Source organism: Pirellula sp. SH-Sr6A, assembly GCF_001610875.1.
Taxonomy (GTDB): domain Bacteria; phylum Planctomycetota; class Planctomycetia; order Pirellulales; family Pirellulaceae; genus JBKCUI01.
Window position 1 is genome coordinate 2,148,973 of sequence record NZ_CP011272.1, and the last position, 16,854, is coordinate 2,165,826.

A 16,854-nucleotide genomic window follows, 5' to 3' on the forward strand; every position below is an offset into this window, starting at 1 on the left:
CTGTGAAACCAAAGGGATCGCGGATCTTGCACCCCACTCAATCGGATTGCCAGTCTCTCCCCCACCCGGACTTGAACGACGCTCTCCAGGAGATTCGTGCTACCGTTGGGGACTTCTCACCATTCGCCTGCCTTATTCTAGGGAGCGGAATGGGGGCACTCGCGAACGAAATCCAGTCGTCGAAGGTTGTCCCTTATCGGGAAATCCCTGGTTTTCCTTTATCGCATGTCGCAGGCCACGCGGGAAAATGTGTTTTCGGCTACTTAGGTGGTGTCTCTGTCTTTGCCTTGGCAGGACGCGCTCACCTTTACGAAGGCTGGGAGCCGCAACACTCCTGCTTCCCCCTCCGCTGCGCTGCCGCAATGGGAGCGACCAGTCTCATCGTTTCCAATGCGTCGGGCGGGATTCATCCCCGTTTTCGAAGTGGCCAAGTGGTCGCGATCGATGACCACATCGACTGGATGCAGCGATCCCCATTCTGCTCCCGCCACCACCGAGAGACGACGCGTCCCCTCGGATTGCACGACCGTCACGACGCGTTGTACGACGCACGCTGGCTAGATCTCGCCACCCAGGAAGCCCTCCAATTGGGATTCAGCCTGCACCGCGGAACCTACCTCGCAACCCTCGGCCCGACCTACGAAACGCGAGCTGAATATCGCATGTTCCAAAAATGGGGGGCGGACATGGTCGGGATGAGTACCGTCCCTGAAATTGTTTTGGCCAAGCATCTCCAAATGCGCTCGCTCGCGTTCTCGATCGTCACCAATGTGGCCAAACCGGACTCGCCCACCAAAACCGATCACGCCGAAGTCTTGGATTGGTCGCAGCAAGCCCAACAACAACTGGTTCCGCTTATCGAGAAACTCCTACCCCGCATGCAGCAATCCCCGCTCTAAACGTATCGCGCTACCGCGAGATGCACTCGCTGAACCTGCGTCAACAAACAATTGACCGGAACCAAACGCTTCACCGAACTTTTTACCAATACCTCTCCAATACGTAATGCCCGGGAGCCGCTGATTTGTGCTTGCGCATCCCGCGATCTTTCAACAGCGTCTCCATATCGTCGAGCATTTGAGGGTTCCCGCAGAGCATCACTACTCCGTCTCCCTCGACCAGCCTCGCCCCCGCTTGCTCCTCGAGCACTCCGCTTTCGATGGTGTGCGTGATGCGACCGTGCAAACAGCCTTCGCGTTGTTGTCGGGAAAGAATAGGCAAAAACTGGAACCGTTCTCCATGCATAGCGTGGTAGGCAGCAAGCTCGTCCAGATAGGCAAGATCCGTTTCGAGCCTCACCCCATGCACCAATACCACTCTTGCATACCGCGTCCAAATAGTCGCATCGCGCAGCATAGCAATATAAGGAGCCAATCCAGTTCCCGTCGCGACCAGCCACAAACAAGGAGCATCCGGAACATGCGACAACGTAAAACTTCCTGTCGCTTTCACCGAAACGTCGATGGCGTCCCCTTCGGAAAGATTCCACAGTTTCGGCGTTAACTCTCCCTCGTCGACGCGAACGATAAAAAAATCCAAACTCTCTCCGTGCGGCGAAGCTACGGAGTAAGGTCGATGCAAATGCTTATCCGGCAGCGGAAGACCCACTTGCAAAAACTGACCGGGCTCAAATGGCGCAACTCCGGGGCAACTAATGGTTAAGGTAAAGAGCCCTTCCGACCAAATATGTTTTCGTTCCACCCTCCCAGTAATCCATTGCAATGCCATAACTTTGTCCTGAGTCCCAAGGTTTCCAGCCGACACCCAACACTGAGCATGAACCGCCATCAATCTTCCCCAACGACGCCCGCTATGGTAGCGAAATCACCCCAACTCCGAACGGTTCGTGTCCGATTGTTGTTGGAAATTGCCGGTTTTCTGGGATAGAATGAGAGGGTTCGCGGATCCTTCTCCACTTACCCGCCACTCCCCACCCACGAAGACTTCCTCCCTCCCTTTCGGCTTCTATGTTTCAACGAGCAACCTCTTCGATGCGGCCCACCTTGTACCGGTCGACTTTGTTTTGTTTGCTCGTTGGGTTCGGGCTAACTTCTTTCGACACCGTCGTCGCCTTCGAACCCCCACTTTCTAATCGTGCTATTGATTTCAATCGGGATATTCGTCCTATCCTCTCGGAGAATTGCTTTTACTGTCACGGTCAAGACGGTAATAAACGGGAAGGTGGCGTTCGACTCGACCACCGGGACGAAGCAATATCCTCAGGTGCGATCCTCCCTGATAATCCATCGCAAAGCGGGTTGCTGCAGAGAATCCATTCCGACGATCCCGATTTGCTCATGCCCCCTGCGACATCGAACCGCCGTCTTTCCAGCGAACAAAAAGAAAAGCTCCGAGCGTGGATTGATCAGGGTGCTCCCTATTCCGACCATTGGGCGTTTTCCAAACCAACACGACCGACCGAACCGTCCGTGCACCACTCGAACTGGCCCAAAAATGCCATCGATACTTTCTTATTGCACCGCATGGAAAAGGAAGGGCTTGCCCCCTCCCCTGAGGCAGACCGCGCGACTCTAATCAAGCGCCTTTACGCCGACTTGATCGGGCTTCCTCCCACCCCCGAGGAGGTGCGATCCTTTGCTGCCAATGATGATCCGATGGCCTACGAAAAACTGGCCGATCGGCTCATGCAAAGCGAGCATTATGGCGAACGAATGTCTCTCCCTTGGCTCGACGCCTCGCGCTACGCTGACAGCAATGGATTTCAGCAAGATGGGGACACGTGGCAGTGGATGTGGCGAGATTGGGTTGTTTCCACACTCAATCAAAACCTCCCATTCGATCAATTCGCAACTTGGCAGCTCGCGGGCGATCTGCTCCCCAACGCGACTCTCGAACAAAAAATTGCAAGCGGATTTAACAGAAACCATCTCCTCAATGGTGAGGGGGGAGCCATCGCGGAAGAGCAACGCTTCGTCATTCTCTTTGATCGCATGGACACGACCTCGACCGTCTTTCTCGGTCTCACCATGGCTTGCGCTCAGTGTCACGATCACAAGTACGATCCAATCACGCAAAAAGACTATTACCGTTTGATGGATGCGTTCAATCGAGTCCCCGAAACCGGCACTCCGCAATTTTTCTCCAAGCGGATACGAGTCGGCCGCCCGTTTATCGAAGTTCCAAACGAAGAGGTCACCGCGCATCTGGCAACCGTCGACGCTCAACTTGCCGAACTGGATCAGAAATTGCGTCCGCTCCTCGATGCAGCCTTCCAAGGTTGGAAGACCGGCATATTGACCGATCAGCGCCCAACCGAGTCCAAGGGACTGCCAGAATCGGTCTTGAAACTGCTTGCAAAGGAAGCAAACCAGCGATCGGACGACGAGAAAAAGAACCTCGACACCGAGTTCCGCAAACACTTCGACGCGAAAGTCAAAGACTCGTTAGCCGACAAACTACCATGGCTCTCGGATGCCAACAGGCTTCGCAAAGAACGATCCGATTACGTCGCCGATCAAATGCCTCGCCCCATGGTCATGAGCGATGACCAACCTCGCGACACGCATGTCCTGCTCCGAGGCGAGTATCTCAAGCCTGATGAAAAGGTAACGTTCAACACTCCGGCCTTTCTACCTCCATTACCAGAAGATGCACCTAAGAATCGACTGGGATTTGCTCGCTGGCTGTTTAGCGAAAAACAACCGTTGACTGCCCGCGTGCAGGTCAATCGAATGTGGCAGCATTTCTTTGGGGTCGGATTGGTCAAGACGTCGGAAGACTTTGGTGTGCAAAGCGAGTACCCGCTCCATCTCGATCTGCTGGACTGGCTCGCAGTCGAGTTTCGTGAAAGTGGCTGGGACATGAAGCGACTGAATCGATTGATTGTCACGAGTGCCGCCTATCGTCAATCAAGCCGATTCTCGCCCGTCTTGTTGAGTTACGATCCTGAGAATCGATTTTATGCGAGAGCGAATCGGTTCCGAATGCCCTCCATGATCCTTCGCGATTGGGCCTTGGCCTCCAGCGGGTTGCTGGATCGCAAGATCGGTGGACGTCCTGTTTACCCCTACCAACCGGATGGAATTTGGGAGTCGCTCGCGATTACCAAAGAACGGGACTTCACCTACCCCATCTCGAGCGGGTCCGAGTTGGTTCGTCGCAGTCTCTACACATTCTGGCGGCGTACGGTGGGGCCTGCCAACATGTTCGATGCCTCCAATCGCCAAACATGCAAAGTGCGAGTTGCGACGACGAGCACGCCACTCCACGCGCTCACCACTCTCAACGATCCAACTTGGGTAGAAGCCTCGCGTGCGCTCGCTACTTGGTGCATGCATCAATCTTCCGATCGATCCTCGCGGTTGCGTTCTGCATTTGAAAGGATCCTTTGTCGCGAACCTTCGGACAATGAGCTCGCGAGACTCGAGAAGGCGCTCACCAAACAAGAGTCCTTCTTTGCGACTTCGGACGCGGACGCGAAGTCTTTCCTCGGCGTAGGGGCATACCCCGCCGATGAAAAACTCGACTCGCAAGCCTTGGCCTCCTTGTCCGTCGTCTGCCTAGCCTTGTTCAATCTCGATGAAGCGTTGACGAGAGAATAACCATGAACCCATACGGTCTTCCCATCGACCCATCTCTCGTCGCGGAGAACATCGCTCGAGTAACGCGCCGGCAATTGTTCGGACGCAGTGCCTGCGGTGTTGGAGCCGCGGCATTGGCGAGCCTGTTCGAGTCACAGGCCCAAGCGGACGATCGAGCGACTGCGACGGGGAACGGAAACAAGAACGAGAATCGCGGGCTTCCCGATCTGCCTCACTTTCCCGCGAAGGCTAAACGTGTCGTCGTCCTATGGCAGGGAGGTGGCTCGTCGCACGTGGATTTGTTCGACGACAAGCCGGTCATGCACGAAATGGCGATGAAGGAAATTCCGGATAGCATTCGAGGGACGACGCGGCTTTCGACTATGACCAGCGGTAACGGAAAGTGGCCGTGCGTCCCCGCCATCAAACCTTTCCAGTCTTACGGTCAATCGGGAATGCGATTGAGTTCGATGCTCCCTAACATTGGGCGTATCGCCGATGAACTGACTCTGGTTCGTTCGCTTCACACCGAAGCGGTGAACCATGCCCCGGGTGTGACTTACTTCCTAACGGGTGCGCAAGTCCCCGGCCGCCCCAGCATGGGAGCTTGGTTGAACTATGGACTGGGCTCGGAAACCGACGAGCTTCCTACATTCGTCGTAATGACCTCGAGCGACAAAGCGAAGACATGCGGCCAGCTATTCTTTGATTACTACTGGGGAAGCGGCTTCCTTCCGAGCCGATTTCAAGGTGTACGGTTTCGCAATACGGGAGATCCCGTTCCCTATTTAGCGACTCCAAATGGCATCAGTCGCGATGCGCGGCGGGCGATGCTCGATGACATTGCGGCCATGAATGCGGAGCATCTGTCCGACTATGGCGATCCTGAAATTGAAACTCGCATTGCCCAATACGAAATGGCTTTCCGGATGCAAACCAGCGTCCCGGATCTAATGGACTTTTCCAAAGAAACCGAAGCCACCATCCAACGCTATGGCCCGGATGCGTTGAACAAGGGAACGTTTGCCAACAATTGTCTTGTCGCGCGACGATTGCTTGAACGAGGGGTTCGATTTGTTCAACTCATGCATGCGGGATGGGACCAGCACAACAACTTGTACAGCCAGCTTGAGCAGCAATGTCTGGACACCGACGCACCCGCAGCAGCATTGGTACAAGATTTGAAGGAGCGAGGGTTGCTCGACGATACGCTTGTTATCTGGGCTTCGGAATTCGGACGGACTCCGTTTGGGCAAGGCAATCCGGACAAACCCACTGGCCGGGATCACTTTGGAAAAGCCTTCAGTTGGTGGATGGCCGGTGGAGGAGTCAAGAAGGGTTTTACGTACGGATCAACCGACGATTACGCTTGGAATATCACCGAGAACCCGGTGCACGTCCATGATATGCAAGCGACGATTCTTCACCTCTGCGGAATCGATCACACCCGCCTCACCTATCGCTTCCAAGGTAGGCAATTCCGATTGACCGATATTCATGGCGAAGTCGTACACCCCATCATCGGTTAACTCGTTATCGAATAACCATAGGAGGCCGATCCTTCGTTGGTTGGCTCGTGTTCTCGTCCACGCTACTGTCCCCATCGAGCGATTGCCCAAGCAATAGCTCAGCGGTCAGGGATGTCATAAGCAAACCAGCCGGCAGCATGTAGACATACGCAATCACGGAATGGTGCCAGCCGTTGAGAACGGTATACAGAGCAACGGCTGGCGCAATGAACCCAACAGCAATCAAGCCTCCCGCCAGGGTGATACGACGCGTGCGCAGGACGAGAACCACCACGCCTAACGTGCCGATGAGCGTAAAAAGAGCGTTGGGGAAGAACGCATCAGGTTGCCAACTCCAGACCGTGAGCTGACCCGCATTGGAATAGTCGTAACGCATGTAGAGGAAGGGAAAGCCAGCCTGCGCGGGTTCCAGCTTCACGCTCCCTGTTCCAACGATGGAAGCCATTTCTTTCGCCAGGGCATTTGAATCGTAGTAATGCGGAATGTGGTCCCAGACGGACCATCCGATCCATAACAGCACGAACAAAACGGCAATAACCATGCGTCTCACGGAAGTACTCCCTTTTGCTGGATCTATTCGCATACGCTCCAGTCGTCTTGGTATACCGCTCGATTTAAGAATTCGGTTTTTCCAATTTCGACTGGGCTGAAATCAGAATACTTGATGAGTCCCAAGCGGAAGCGAGATTGTATTGGATCCATTCGGGGCTCAAGTGAATGTCCAAACTATCCAGACGGCGCGGTCCTAAATTTTGGTATCCGTGGGGGACATTGGCTGGCCCGAATACGATATCCCCTGCTTGGGCGTCAATCACTTGATCACCGACTGTGAACCTAGCTCGCCCCTCAGTAATCGTAAAGATCTCATCGTAGGGGTGAACATGAAGGGTAGGCCCTTCCCCCACCTGGTCGGTCACATACCGGATCAACGTGATGTTCGTTTGGAGCCTCTTTCCTTCCAGGAGTCCACGCAAGGGACTTGAAAGATCCATCCATTCTTCAGAGCTGATTTTTACAGGTTTGGACTTCGACGGAATTGGCATAAAAATGGTCCTTATGGAATGAGGTCCCTTCCCGAATTCGGCAGGGCTTATCGATTGCGATGCGTTTAGTCCCTCTCCGTCCGCTCACGGCATCGTGCGGGGCGGATAATGTCCCAACTGTCTTGTGCAACGATCGTTACGCTGTTCAGACCGCCCCATTATGGTCTGTCGCTGGTAGCGGGCATTCCATGTCCCAATCATCTCGACTTCCCCTGGTTTCCAAGAGTGCCACAATGAAGGAACCTCGCCCGCGCGGGGAGCCAAGAATGCGACTTCTTGTTGGGAGCAGAATATTCTAGCGCCAGGCGGAAGCGGATGGGTTCCGATAGCCTGCGTTGGAGCGCGTTCCCTATTTGCTGTGATTAGCAAAGCGGTGCACGAGAAATCGGTGCGATTTTGCTCTGGGCTAGAGGAAGAAACATCGATTTTGACGTACACTGGGACGCTGCGCAGCGGTTATCGCCGCATGATCGAGCCCAACGAATGCGAAACGCCCCTTCCGCAAACCCCCGGCCGGACTAGTGACCCATTCTCCGAACCCTGATCAACCCGACGCCACTTTAAACCAAACAGTCGGCGAGCAGATGCGTGCCGAGGAATTGAGTCTCCGAGCGACGGTTCCTCCCGCGCAAGTCCCTGGGTACAAATTGGATCGACTGCTCGGGCAAGGTGCCTTTGGACAGGTTTGGGTCGGTACCAACCTCAACACGGGGCGAACCGTTGCGGTCAAGTTTTATCTTCACCGAGCTGGGGTCAACTGGTCGCTCCTGACGCGCGAGGTGAAGAATCTCGTGAGCATGGCGGGCAATCGCCTGATCGTGCAAGTCCTCGAGGTAGGCTGGGATGCCGAGCCCCCTTACTACGTGATGGAGTATTTGGAAAACGGCTCGCTCGACGATCTTATTCGCAAGCGGGGTGCATTACCCATCTCACAAGCGATCTCACTATTCACCGATATCGCTCGCGGCCTCAACCATTCGCACGGCAAAGGGGTTCTGCACTGCGATTTGAAACCTGCGAACGTTCTGTTAGACCCGGAACTCCAACCGCGTCTCGCAGATTTCGGTCAAAGCCGCCTTTCCAACGAGCAGACCCCATCTCTCGGGACATTGTTCTACATGGCTCCCGAGCAAGCCGACTTGAACGCCGTCCCCGACGCGCGATGGGATGTGTATGCGCTCGGTGCGATTCTGTACTGCATGCTCGTCGGTTCCCCCCCTTATCGTACGCCTGACACGGTCACCACCCTCGATACGGCAGGGAGCTTGCCCGAACGTCTCAAACGCTATCGCGATACAATCCACAAATCTCCCTTCCCTCGCCTTCATCATCGTGTGCAAGGGATGGATCGCATGCTCGTCGGCATTATCGATCGATGCTTGGCCAAAAAGCCAGAAGACCGATTCGAGAACGTTCAGCAAGTTCTCGAATCGATAGAGCGTCGGCAAATAGCCCGCCTCAATCTCCCCATGATGATGCTGGGCATTGTCGGCCCCGTTCTGCTCCTCCTGGTGATGGGCTTGTTCTTCTGGCGCGGTGTTGCGGTCGCTGAACGCGAGTCGGCAAACGAGCTCAAGGAAATGGTTCTTCAAAACAATCTCTTCGCGGCTCGGCTTGGGGCTCGAACCCTTGAAAAAGAAATCGAGACGCTGTTCAGACTCATCGAGGAAGAAGCGAAGCAGCCACAATTGGAGAAGCTGTTCTCCGAAACGATCCACGCTGCGGGGTCCGATCTGCTGGAGTCGTTGATTGAAGATGGAGTGACCGACACAGAACGGTTGCCCCTCCTGGAATTACAAAAGCGACAAGAGCTTGAGAAGTACCTCTTGTCCCGGTTCAATCGCATTCAAGCCAACTCGGGAAGCAAACGGAAGACTGCGGAGTTCGATAGTCTGTTTCTTACCGATCGATGGGGCACAATGATCGCGGCTGCCTTTTCGGGAGAAACGAGCGCCACGCGCATCGGATACAACTTCGCCTACCGCAGCTACTTCAATGGGCAATCGCAGGACTCCGACGAAAGCATTTCGGCTCGCAAATTCCAAGGGACCCAATCGTCTCACATCAGTGTTCCCTTCCGATCCACGTCGACCAATCGTTGGAAGATTGCTGTCTCGACGCCCATCTCGATAGCGATACCAACGGAGACGGAAAAGGAGGAGCCGAGCAAAACCATCACGGGGGTTCTCGTTTTGACGATCAACCTAGGGGATTTTGACTTGCTCCCTGACGAGTCATCAGACGGCATGAGTGGCTCTCGCCGCAAATCCGATCGATTAGCCGTGATGGTCGATGGGCATGCGGGAACAGGCTTTCAAAAAGAAACGCGAGAGGGGACGATCCTTCAGCATCCCGCCTTCTCGCAATTCGCGGAAGAATATGCGAACGCACCGAATATCAAATACCAGATCGATGACGGGATGTTGTCTCGGTTAAAAGGAGACGGAACATACCAGTACATCGATCCTGTTTCGATCGACGATGCGGGGCAGGAGTACGCGGGTCAATGGATCGCCGCGATGGCGAAGGTAGAGATTTCTCGTAAAACGGTCGACTCGATCGAACGCAAAGAGCCAGCGAATCTTTGGGTGTTGGTGCAAGCTCGGGCCGATACGGTCACGTCCCCGGTTGCAAGCATGGGGGAGAAGATGATGCGAGAGGGCTTCATCGCCTTGCTTACCTTGCTGGCGATGGTCTGCTCACTTTGGATGTTTGTCGTCTGGGTCATGCGACTGCCCGACAGCTTCCGCGCCGTTATCCAATCTCGCAATGGGGGCGGTACGGAACTGACAGGGGCTGCGAACGAAGTGACGCTCGACGCCGACCGCTAGACTGGTTTCATTTTAAACGCCCCGCATTCAGGACGTTTGAGGTAAGATGAGAGTCGCCCGCAGGCTTAATTGTGAAGAAGGCTTTGGTGATGCAATTTCTCTCCTTGCGACCAACGTTCGATACCGTGATTCCTTGTTCCAAAACCGAAGTATTGGCTGAGCTCGGAAAGCAACTCCGCGCTCAGTCTTGGAACTGGATAGCCCATGAATTCGATGGTTACATCGAACTGCATATTCCCGATACCCAAACCAGGTATTGGTCGCCCCATCTTTCGCTCAGTTTCGAAGAGAAGGACGGCGCTACGTGGATTCACGGCCGGTTCGCGCCGCGTCAGGAAGTTTGGACTTTGGTTTGGGTGGCCTATCTCGCTTTCGCGTTTGGTGCATTTTTCTCGCTGCTGTTTGCGTTTTCTGCTTGGCATGCCGGACAAAGCACGGTGGCTTGGTGGATGATTCCGTTGTGTTTGCTTGGCATCCTCCTTCTTTATATCGTGAGCTACCTAGGGCAAAGCTGGAGCTATGATCAGATGGAATCGCTTCGCGCTCAGTGCCAGAGGCTCCTTCAATTATGTTGCCCAAACCTGGTGAACTAATGAATCCCTACGAGCCACCGACCGCATCCGAAGTCGATTGGCGGCAAAGCGAAGGAGTCCTGGATTGGCTTAAACCGGCGAGGCTCCCGTTCTATCTATTGACCGTCGTTCAAACCATCGTTGTCGTAGGAGCATACCAGCTCTGGATGGTGGGGCCTGAGGTTGGATTGACTCCGATTCTCGAAGTCTTTTGGGATCGCGTTCTTTCGATCCTTGCTTTTGCCGCCATCTTCTTTTTCTTGAACTGCTGCGGTTCGCAATGGGTGGAAGGTGAGGTCTTCCTGAACTCTCCTGGAACAACTGCCGAGATGCGAGAATCGGATAGGGATAGCACGCCCGGCCGTCGAGCCCAGTTCTTCCCGTTCCTCTCGCTGTTGCTCATGGCAATCTTTTTGATATCCGGGGCGATCATGTCCTCCGTTTATCGACGCCCGCATGAGGCAACCTGGTTTATGTTGACGCTCACGGTTTTAGTATTTATTAGTATTCGCTTTGCCACCAAGATGCGGCGGGTCAGAATCGGCAACGGACTGCGATCGATCTAGATCTTCGAATTCCGTCAACCGAGGACGCGCGCGATAATGCACTTGAGATAGTCGGTTTCCGGGCAGCTCAATGAAACCGGATGGTCTGGCGCGGCTCCTCGATTTTCCAATACTTGGATTTCGCGCTTCGCTCGCTGACTAACTCCTTGGAGCATCTCCAAGAACTGGGTTCGCGAAACTCGACCCGAGCAACTGCATGTCACCAGGGTGCCGCCTGGGTTGAGCATGCGAACGGCCAAGTAATTCAGTCGATGGTAAGCGGCCATCGCTCTTTCGAGATTGTCGCGAGAACTGGCCAATCGAGGTGGATCCAACACGATGACATCGAATCGGAGTCCTGCATCGAGCCCTTTCGAGAGGTAATCGAAGAAGTCTCCCTGTACCCACTGCACCTTGTCGTCAAGCTGGTTGATTGCAGCATGTTGAGCTGCCATGGCGAGCGCCCGTTCGCTCGAATCGAGGGCGATTATCTCGGCGGTCGAGGCGTACTTTGCCATGGTCAGTGCGAAACCTCCGACATAAGTGCAGACATCGAGAACTTTGGAACCTTCACGGATCCAGCGGATGGCCGCCATGCGGTTCTCACGCTGATCCAAGTAGTACCCGGTCTTTTGTCCGCCTTGCAAATCGACAAGCCACTTCAATCCATTTTCTAAGATCTCGATCGGCTTTTCTGGAGCCGATCCCATCAAGAATCGTTGGCACGGCTCCATACCTTCGCTTTTGGCGCTGCGAGCATCGATCTGCATCTGAATGCTGGCTGGTCGATATAGTTCGTAGAGCCGATGCGAGATGGACTCGATGAACGGCAGCAGGGCGGCGCTGGTGACCTGCATGACCAAATGGTCTCCAAATTTGTCGACCACCAGCCCGCTCAATTGATCGGCTTCGCTGAACACCAATCGCATGGAGGATTCCGAGGCGGACGGAAATCGAGCCCGATGCTCGATGGCTCGATCGATGCGCTTTCGAAAAAAAGTCTCGTCGATCGACTCCGCGATGTCCCAGGTGTAGAGCCGGATGCGAATCCGACTGTTTGGGTTGTATAAACCGCGTCCGATGAACCGACCATCTTCTCGCACCAGATCGACCGTTTCTCCGACACGGGGTTCCGAACCGGCGGGAAGAATCGAATGCTCTAAGATCCACGGATGATGACCATCAAACGAACGTTTTTTCGTCTGCTGCAAATAAATCTGGCGAAACCCGGGTACCGATATTGTCATGACAGCTACACCCCAAAACCCATCGAGGATTCCACCGAACTCCGTTGCGTCAACATACCCACGGAGTCCGTGATGTTGTTCCACACCTCCACACATCCACCCAACTGATCGGGCGTCTTATCGGGGTCTTTCAAAATCGAGACCAACGCCTGAGCAAGGGCATCTCGGTACTTCGAAGCGTGAGCGAACCGAATCGCGAGTGTTAAGGGTTCAAGCCTCTGTTCTCGGTTGCAAACGTTGTAATAAGCCCGTACGTCTGATTGGATCAGATCCGGATTCGGTTGGCCTGGCCAGCGTTCGACTTGATTCGTCCGTTTCGCAAACGCGTCCCGTTGCTCCGCTTCAGATAACCAAGCGACAAATTGTGCTGCGACCGATGTCTGTCGCGTTTTCCTGCCAATCGAGGCATGGAAACCAAGACAATGGTTGGTAGCGAGCTTGCAACAGCGGATGGCGTCACGGTTCTCGCTTTCATTGGGGAGATCGAGTGAACGGGGAGGGAATGCAATAGTGAGAAGAGCCCCATCCCCTTTGGATGTAGTCAGTTCCTTCCAGGCGTCCGAGTGCGTCGAGAGCATGGTTGATGGAAATAACTCCGCTAGTCGGACGAGAACATTGGCGGCCAGCAGAAACTCCTCCGTGAGGAGTCTCGGTTGCAATCGGGTCAAGTCGAAGAGTCCTCGCCGCTTGGCATTCGTCGTAGCTGCAATCCATAAAAAGCGATCGACCAGTGCATCTTTTTGTTCCGAACTTAAAGCTTCCAATGTTCCGCGCCAGTTACTTTCCGAAGGTGCTGTCCGTTCGGATACGGCTTTGAAAATCCCATTCCATGTCTCTGCCGCCGCGGTCGTTCTGTCCTCAACGGGCTTGATGGTGTCTTCGAGTCGATCCAAGGAATCGATGGGGACATTTCGTCCTGCCAGGGTCAGTAGCGGCGCGCCCAAAGGAAGTCCGTAGTAAGACTCGCCATATCGTGCGGCCAGTCGCCATCGCGCCGGCCAAGACTCAATTGTTCCGCCCGACTCCCCCACAGATTCCGAATCCGATTGATAGGGTTTCCCCGCTGCAGCGGTCGGCAAGGGAATGATCCGTTCGCTTGCGACCCAGTCACCCAACAAGTGTGCGGGGTAAATCCACACGTCCGTAGAATCGGCTGGACGAAGAGCGGCTTGTTGCGACGTAACGGATTCGATTTGGATCGGCTGCTCAGAAAAGGCCTGCCAACGCAGCAACAACTCATCGGAAAACGGGCCGTCGACCACAACAATTTGGAGAGGGGGACGATCCTTTGCCTGAAGCGTTTTGGAAGCAGGTTCTTTCTTGCCGTCGTTTCGAAAGAAATCGCATCCCGAGACCGTGACCACGGCGGATGCAACGAGACCGCCGACCAACCTTCGACGCGCGGGAATCGGATACTGCATAGTTGGAGAGCCAGAAATTGGGCGGCCGAGGATAGTACTGCAAAACAAGATTCGCCAGTATAGTATCGAGCCGGGAACTATTCTATTCCCAAGGCGTCGGACTTCATCCAACTACCCTGTCCATCCTCTTCTCAACATTCAGTCGCAAAACACAACATGGGATACTACATCGGAATCGATATCGGAACATCGGGAACCAAGAGCCTTCTGATCGATGAACAAGGGTCGATTCTGGCAGAATCCTCCGCGGAATATCCAGTCCATATGCCAAAGCCACTTTGGACCGAACAGGATCCGGAGGATTGGTGGCAAGCGGTCAAGAAGACCGTGAAAGGAGTTGTCAAAGCGGGCAAAGTCAAAAAGGGGGATGTGAAAGCAATCGGACTTTCCGGACAGATGCATGGATCTGTCTTCTTGAATAAAAAAGGAAAGGTGATTCGCAAGGCTTTGCTTTGGAACGACCAACGAACCGTCGCCGAATGCCAAGAAATCACCCAGCGGGCGGGTGGACGCGAAGCATTGATCGAGATGGTTGCCAATCCCGCGCTGACCGGATTTACCGCCCCCAAACTTCTTTGGTTGCGCAATCACGAACCCAAGAATTACGACAATCTCGCACACTTGCTTCTTCCCAAAGATGAGATTCGTCGGCGATTGACAGGAGAGCTTGCAACGGATGCGAGCGATGCGAGCGGCATGCTATTGCTGGATGTGAAGAAGCGAAACTGGTCGACCGAACTTTTGAACAAACTCGATATCGATCCGAGTATCCTCGCGAGAGTTTTCGAATCGGAACAAGTCACCGGGACGCTGCTCCCTGAAGTTGCTACCGAACTAGGCCTTTCACCGGAGTGCAAGGTGGTCGGCGGGGCGGGGGATTGCGCGGCTGGAGCGGTTGGAAATGGGATTGTCAAACAAGGCGTCTTGACAGCGTCCCTGGGAACATCAGGAGTCATGTTCTGCCATAGCGATGAACCTCAATACGATAAACAGGGACGGCTTCATACGTTTTGCCACGCCGTTCACGGAAAGTGGCACATGATGGGGGTTACCCTGTCCGCGGCGGGATCGCTGCAGTGGTTCGTCAACCAACTCTGCTGCGAATTGGCTAAGAACAAGAAGATCGATCCGTATGCGATCATCAATGAAGAAGCGGCCGCGGTAGCAGCTGGTGCGGAGGGGCTTTACTTCTTGCCGTACCTTGCCGGGGAAAGAACCCCTCATGCAGACCCGCACGCGCGAGGTTGTTTCATCGGATTGACGAACAAACACGGACGTGGGCATATGGCTCGTTCGGTGATGGAGGGGGTAGCCTATTCCCTGCGAGAAAGTCTCGACATCTTGGGGCAACTCCAAGTACCAGTCAAAGAGATTCGAGTCAGTGGTGGCGGTGCCAAGAGCCCACTATGGAAACAGATTCTCGCGGATTGCTTTGGCCAGAAGGCTTGTACGATCAATGCCGAGCAAGGCCCTGCATTCGGAGTGGCGCTGCTAGCTGCAGTCGGCGATGGCGCGTACAGGAATATCGAGGAGGCCTGCAAAGCGACGATCCATGTCGTGGATCGGGTGCCACCACGCAAGGCATCGCAAAAGACGTATGACGCAGGGTTCCCAATCTACCAATCGCTTTACCAAGCACTCCGCGAGCGTTTTGAAGCACTTGGAAAACTATCATGATCGAACGTAGTCGGGAGAGATCATGACGATCCATCGCTTCTTCGTGGATGAAATCCAATCGGGTGGCGTGCAACAGGTCGAAGGCCCCGAAGCGCATCACGCATTGAAAGTGCTTCGAGTGCGCGAGAACGATCAGGTCGAACTGTTTGATGGACAGGGGAACGTCGCGCTGGCAAAAGTTGTTGCCCTCGCGAAACGTGACTTCGAGGTCGCGATCGAGTCCCGGGCGTTTGAGCCTCGCGACAGCGACGGGCGAATCCATTTCGCTGTTTGTTTGCCCAAAGGGGATCGGCAGCGAAGCGTTGTCGAAAAGTTGGTGGAACTGGGAGTCGATTCGCTGATCCCACTACATAGTCGCTTCACCGTGGCCGAAATAGATCGCGACAACAGCGAACGACTGGAACGCTACGCGTTGGAATCTTGCAAGCAATGCCAGCGCAACCGAAGGCTTGCTATACGACCTCCAGAAAAGCTCGCCAATCTGGAACCGATCATTCGAAAGTTGCGTGACTCGGGAGGATCCGTCTGGATTTTACATCCGGGAGGGCACGATGCGTTCCAACTTCAGCGTGAACCTGAAGGCATGCGCTTGGCATCTCAACAGCACCTGTTTTTAGTCGGCCCCGAAGGAGGCTTTGGTGAGGATGAAGTTGAACGATGCGAAAAGTTCGGTGCGATCCGCCTGGGACTCGGTAGTCGCATCTTGCGAGTCGAAACAGCCGTCGCAGCCGCAGCCGTTTTAGCGCAGACATTTCTACATACCCCGCACTCCCAAGTCGAAAGGTAACTTCCGTCGAACCGTTGGTATTTAATTGCCGGAGGGAGCGGTTCGGTTTCGATCGTACAGATAAGGATTCAATGTGGGATCGTTGTACATTTTGAACTGTCGGTACGTCCGATGTTGCTTTAACCCTGCATAGATATCTGCCAGCAATTCCCGCAGGGAGTTGCTCAATTCATCCCGTTGCAATCGGCAAATCGCCAAACGGGTCATGACCTTATCGCGATGGGACTGATCGACATCGGTACGCTGAAGTTGTTCGTCCAGGTGATAGATGCGAAGAGCCAGGATCGAGAGTCGGTCTATTGCGCTCCCCGGCGTCTCGGTGTTGAGTTTTGCCGTCGACAGAGGCTGAATGGATCGGCGTTCGAGATCTTCCGTAATCCAGTCATCTAGTTTTTCGATCCAGTCATTACGGAGCTGGTTGTAGCGATCGATATTCCGTTTGACTTGCGCGATTTGTGCATCCGAAACATCGGGGCTTCGTGCGATATCCTCTTCGTGCCATAACAAATAGTTGAACTGATGTTGCTGGCACGCGATGGATTGAATCGCTTCTTTTCCGTGTGATGGTTCGAATGGATTATCGATCGGGTTTTGATGCCACTGTGCAACCGTATCGGATTGCATCGTCAAAACTTCTGAAATGTCGATCATGGCGGGAGCG

The 16,854-nt window shown here is 54.4% G+C and carries 14 protein-coding genes; 8 read left to right on the forward strand and 6 right to left on the reverse strand.

Annotated features, from left to right (window positions below):
• Nucleotides 1-26 precede the first annotated feature (26 nt).
• On the forward strand, nt 27-899 hold the full coding sequence (locus tag VN12_RS08500) for a purine-nucleoside phosphorylase (RefSeq protein WP_168164295.1): 873 nt from the start codon (nt 27-29) through the stop codon (nt 897-899).
• An 82-nt stretch (nt 900-981) separates the two neighbouring features.
• Here the strand turns inward: VN12_RS08500 and VN12_RS08505 are convergent, their stop codons facing one another.
• Complete coding sequence (locus tag VN12_RS08505) at nt 982-1,701, reverse strand: ferredoxin--NADP reductase (RefSeq protein WP_168164296.1); 720 nt, start codon at nt 1,699-1,701, stop codon at nt 982-984.
• Nucleotides 1,702-1,991: 290 nt separating this feature from the next.
• Here VN12_RS08505 and VN12_RS08510 point away from each other — a divergent pair, with 290 nt between their 5' ends.
• Nucleotides 1,992-4,562 carry a PSD1 and planctomycete cytochrome C domain-containing protein gene (locus VN12_RS08510; RefSeq protein ID WP_146676423.1) on the forward strand — a complete coding sequence of 857 codons (2,571 nt, stop codon included), beginning with the start codon at nt 1,992-1,994 and terminating at the stop codon, nt 4,560-4,562.
• A 2-nt stretch (nt 4,563-4,564) separates the two neighbouring features.
• Nucleotides 4,565-6,070 carry a DUF1501 domain-containing protein gene (locus VN12_RS08515; RefSeq protein ID WP_146676424.1) on the forward strand — a complete coding sequence of 502 codons (1,506 nt, stop codon included), beginning with the start codon at nt 4,565-4,567 and terminating at the stop codon, nt 6,068-6,070.
• Between the two features lie 4 nt (nt 6,071-6,074).
• Here VN12_RS08515 and VN12_RS08520 read toward each other — a convergent pair whose 3' ends face one another.
• Nucleotides 6,075-6,620 carry a hypothetical protein gene (locus tag VN12_RS08520; RefSeq protein ID WP_205855230.1) on the reverse strand — a complete coding sequence of 182 codons (546 nt, stop codon included), beginning with the start codon at nt 6,618-6,620 and terminating at the stop codon, nt 6,075-6,077.
• A gap of 64 nt (nt 6,621-6,684) precedes the next feature.
• A complete protein-coding gene (locus tag VN12_RS08525; RefSeq protein WP_146676426.1) occupies nt 6,685-7,113 on the reverse strand; it encodes a cupin domain-containing protein in 429 nt (142 codons plus the stop codon).
• A gap of 584 nt (nt 7,114-7,697) precedes the next feature.
• Here VN12_RS08525 and VN12_RS08530 point away from each other — a divergent pair.
• The 3 genes from VN12_RS08530 (at nt 7,698) to VN12_RS08540 (ending at nt 11,082) form a co-directional block, all read left to right on the forward strand.
• On the forward strand, nt 7,698-9,944 hold the full coding sequence (locus VN12_RS08530) for a serine/threonine protein kinase (protein WP_146676427.1): 2,247 nt from the start codon (nt 7,698-7,700) through the stop codon (nt 9,942-9,944).
• Nucleotides 9,945-10,033: 89 nt separating this feature from the next.
• On the forward strand, nt 10,034-10,537 hold the full coding sequence (locus VN12_RS08535) for a hypothetical protein (RefSeq protein WP_146676428.1): 504 nt from the start codon (nt 10,034-10,036) through the stop codon (nt 10,535-10,537).
• Nucleotides 10,537-11,082 (forward strand): hypothetical protein, encoded by a 546-nt coding sequence (locus tag VN12_RS08540; RefSeq protein WP_146676429.1) that lies wholly within the window; start codon nt 10,537-10,539, stop codon nt 11,080-11,082. The genes VN12_RS08535 and VN12_RS08540 overlap by 1 nt, the downstream gene beginning before the upstream one ends.
• Nucleotides 11,083-11,096: 14 nt before the next feature.
• Here the strand turns inward: VN12_RS08540 and VN12_RS08545 are convergent, their stop codons facing one another.
• Complete coding sequence (locus tag VN12_RS08545) at nt 11,097-12,308, reverse strand: class I SAM-dependent rRNA methyltransferase (protein ID WP_168164297.1); 1,212 nt, start codon at nt 12,306-12,308, stop codon at nt 11,097-11,099.
• A 5-nt stretch (nt 12,309-12,313) separates the two neighbouring features.
• Nucleotides 12,314-13,729 (reverse strand): hypothetical protein, encoded by a 1,416-nt coding sequence (locus VN12_RS08550; RefSeq protein ID WP_146676431.1) that lies wholly within the window; start codon nt 13,727-13,729, stop codon nt 12,314-12,316.
• Nucleotides 13,730-13,885: 156 nt separating this feature from the next.
• On the opposite strand from VN12_RS08550, the gene xylB reads away from it, so the two are divergent.
• Together xylB and VN12_RS08560 are read left to right on the forward strand one after the other, a co-directional pair.
• Nucleotides 13,886-15,406 carry a xylulokinase gene (xylB, locus tag VN12_RS08555; protein WP_146676432.1) on the forward strand — a complete coding sequence of 507 codons (1,521 nt, stop codon included), beginning with the start codon at nt 13,886-13,888 and terminating at the stop codon, nt 15,404-15,406.
• Nucleotides 15,407-15,428: 22 nt separating this feature from the next.
• Entirely contained in the window at nt 15,429-16,193 is a 765-nt protein-coding gene (locus VN12_RS08560; RefSeq protein ID WP_146676433.1) for an RsmE family RNA methyltransferase, read from the forward strand.
• Nucleotides 16,194-16,214: 21 nt separating this feature from the next.
• On the opposite strand, the gene VN12_RS08565 is transcribed toward VN12_RS08560, so the two are convergent.
• Entirely contained in the window at nt 16,215-16,844 is a 630-nt protein-coding gene (locus tag VN12_RS08565; RefSeq protein ID WP_146676434.1) for a DUF4254 domain-containing protein, read from the reverse strand.
• Between the last annotated feature and the right edge of the window lie 10 nt (nt 16,845-16,854).